The sequence below is a fragment of the uncultured Sphingomonas sp. genome (genome assembly GCF_946477935.1).
Classification (GTDB): Bacteria; Pseudomonadota; Alphaproteobacteria; order Sphingomonadales; family Sphingomonadaceae; genus Sphingomonas.
In genome coordinates this window covers 1-2,540 of the sequence record NZ_CAMLAC010000353.1, presented here as the reverse complement: position 1 = coordinate 2,540, position 2,540 = coordinate 1, and the positions used below count along the sequence as shown (strand labels likewise).

General features: G+C 67.7%; 5 protein-coding genes. 2 read left to right on the top strand and 3 right to left on the bottom strand.

Annotation, left to right across the window (positions count from 1 at the left end; all coding sequences use genetic code 11):
- Position 1: 1 nt before the first annotated feature.
- Together Q0U08_RS19775 and Q0U08_RS19770 are read left to right on the top strand one after the other, a co-directional pair.
- Positions 2-106 (top strand): helix-turn-helix domain-containing protein, encoded by a 105-nt coding sequence (locus Q0U08_RS19775; protein WP_367271170.1) that lies wholly within the window; start codon positions 2-4, stop codon positions 104-106.
- A gap of 65 nt (positions 107-171) precedes the next feature.
- Positions 172-708 (top strand): hypothetical protein, encoded by a 537-nt coding sequence (locus tag Q0U08_RS19770; RefSeq protein WP_298093499.1) that lies wholly within the window; start codon positions 172-174, stop codon positions 706-708.
- Here Q0U08_RS19770 and Q0U08_RS19765 read toward each other — a convergent pair.
- From Q0U08_RS19765 to cydB, 3 genes are all read right to left on the bottom strand, one after another.
- On the bottom strand, positions 705-1,415 hold the full coding sequence (locus tag Q0U08_RS19765; RefSeq protein WP_298093498.1) for a Crp/Fnr family transcriptional regulator: 711 nt from the start codon (positions 1,413-1,415) through the stop codon (positions 705-707). The two genes, Q0U08_RS19770 and Q0U08_RS19765, sit on opposite strands and share 4 nt — an antisense overlap.
- 57 nt (positions 1,416-1,472) lie before the next feature.
- A complete protein-coding gene (cydX, locus tag Q0U08_RS19760) occupies positions 1,473-1,589 on the bottom strand; it encodes a cytochrome bd-I oxidase subunit CydX (RefSeq protein WP_028966425.1) in 117 nt (38 codons plus the stop codon).
- Between the two features lie 14 nt (positions 1,590-1,603).
- On the bottom strand, positions 1,604-2,540 hold a 937-nt coding region (gene cydB, locus Q0U08_RS19755), incomplete at its 5' end, for a cytochrome d ubiquinol oxidase subunit II (protein ID WP_298093496.1).

The window sequence follows — 2,540 nt, the reverse complement described above, 5'->3', positions numbered from 1 at the left end:
GATCGAGGCGGCGCTGGCGGCGCATGATGGCAATGTTTGGGCGGCGGCGCGGCAACTGGGCGTCCACCGCGGCACCATCCACCGGCATCTCGCCCGCCAGCACTGATTGACCATCGTCAATGCGGCGGCCGCGTTCCTTCGTCACCAGGAAGGCGAAGGAGAAGACCCGCCATGGATCGCAACCCACTTCAAGGCAGCGTCGTGCCGTTCGCGCGGCGCTGGCACATCATTCAGGAAATCGACCTGATTCGCCTGCTTCAGGAGCATCGTCGTCGGCTGGCGCTATGCGGGCAGGCGGAGGCGATGGCGGATGCCTTGCCCGATCGTCCCGTCGCCGCGACCATGACGCTGTTCCTGCAGGCGCTCGAAACGCTGGTGACGCGGGGCGAGCAGGCGGACGGCGCCTATCTGGAGGCGATGTTGTGCAACGGGCTGACCGATCCGCTCACCGACACGCTGCTTGACCATATCCGCCACCGGCATGAGGCGGATGCGGCGGCGGCGCGCGAACTGGCCGCGGCCTTTGCCGAGGCGGATGCCTTCGCCGCTCCCGAGACGCTGGGCCATATGCTGCGTAACTTCTTCACCGGATGCCGCCGCGCGGTCGATTTCGAGCAGCTGGCCATCATCGCGCTGGCCGGGCACCGGCTCACCCCGAGCGCGCGCGGCCTGCTGGTCGATGCGCTGGCGGAAAGTGTGGCGGCTTAGGCGGCTTCGGCGCGTGCCGCCAGCGCCTCGCGGTCGCTGATCGTGATGGCGCGGCCGCCGGGCAGACCGATCACCCCGCTCTGCTTCATCCGGGTCAGCTGGCGGCTGACCGTCTCGATCGTCATGCCCAACACATCGGCGATCTGCCCGCGCGTCAGCGGCAGGTCGAACGTCACCGGCCCGTCGCGGCTGGCCCGGCACCCGCTGGTCCCGGCGCGCGCCGCCATGTCGAGCAGGAAGCCCGCCAGCTTCTCCCCCGCCGACTTGCGCGCCAGCACCAGCATCCGACCGCGCGCCTCGTTCAGCGATTCGAAGGTGCGCTGGAGCAACAGGCGCTCCATGCGCTGATGATCCTCCAGCACCCGCTCGAAGGCGGCGCGGGGAAAGACGCACAGCTCCGCCTCGGTCAGCGCGGTCAGGGTGAAGTCGACATCGCCCGCATAGGGCTGCCCGAAGAAATCGGCAGGGTAGAGCAGGCCGACCGTCTGCTCGCGGCCGTCGACGGTGGCGGCGACCAGCTTCAGCACGCCGGTCAGCAGGTTGCCGCAGATCACCGCTTCGTCGCCCGCCCAGGCGATGGTCTGGCCGCGCGCGACCCGGCGGCGCTGACCGATGGCGTTCAGGGCGAGCAGCTCCCGGTCGTCCAGGCTGCCGCACAAGGCCCGGTCGCGCACCGCGCAATTGGCACAGATGTCGTTCGGGATCATGGCCTTGCCCTATAGCGGGGCCAAGCTTCCCTGTCGCCGGACGGATTGTCCTATCTGTCAGTGTCGCGGTGACACATCATCCTCCTGCGGCAGATGGAATTCGTGCCAGATGCCGTTGAGGATGCCGAAGCCGATCGCGAGGCCGAGCCCCAGCACCCAGGAAAAATACCACATGGGTCGTTCCTTTCTCAGTAGAAGTCGGGATTGGTGCGCACTGCGTCCGCCGTCACGCGGCCGAACATCACCCGATAGGCCCAGGCGGTGTAGGCGAGCACGATCGGGAGGAAGAGGAGCGTGACGAACAGCATGATACCCAGCGTCTTCTGCGTGGACGAGGCGTTCCACACCGTCAGGCTGCTATGCGCGTCGATGCTGGACGGCAGGATGAAGGGGAACATCGCGCAGCCGACGGTGGCGATGATCCCTGTCGCGGCGAGCGACGACCCCGCAAAGGTCAGCACTTCGCGTCCGCTGCGGATACCGATCAGCGCCAGCGCGGCCCCGGCAAAGCCGAGCGCGGGCAGCGCCATCATCCACGGATAGGTTGCATAATTGTCGAGCCATGCGCCGCCCGCTTGCTCCGCCGTCATGCGCAAGGGGTTGGACGGGCCGAGGGGATCGACCGTGCCGACGATCCGGTAGCCGATATCGCCCCATGCGACGAAGGCGAAGCCGACCGCGAAGAGCAGGATGGAGGCGATGGCCGCCACCGTGCCGAATGCCCTTGCCCGGTCGTGGACGGGACCATGCTCGACCTTGATCGACAGCCACGCCGCACCGTGCAGCACCAGCATCGCCACCGACAACAGCCCGCAGACCAGCGTGAAGGGCGTGAACAGCCCGAGCAGCGTCCCGTCGTAAAAGGCGCGCAGATCGCTATCGAGGCGGAAGGGCGCGCCGACCAGCACATTGCCGACCGCGACGCCGAAGACGAGCGCGGGCACCAGTCCCCCGACGAACAGCGCCCAGTCCCAGCGGCTGCGCCAGGCCGGATCCGGCTTTTTCGAGCGATACTTGAACCCCACCGGTCGCAGGATCAGCGCGGCCAGCACTAGGAACATGGCAAGGTAGTGAGCAGCCCCCACCGGGTGGTCCGGGTTGATAGTTAGTGCATTGTCGTCTCCG

Coding starts and splice junctions, on each gene's coding strand:
- Q0U08_RS19765 (WP_298093498.1), bottom strand. CDS start 1,415: ATGATCCCGAACGACATCTGTGCCAATTGCGCGGTGCGCGACCGGGCC.
- Q0U08_RS19770 (WP_298093499.1), top strand. CDS start 172: ATGGATCGCAACCCACTTCAAGGCAGCGTCGTGCCGTTCGCGCGGCGC.
- cydX (WP_028966425.1), bottom strand. CDS start 1,589: ATGTGGTATTTTTCCTGGGTGCTGGGGCTCGGCCTCGCGATCGGCTTC.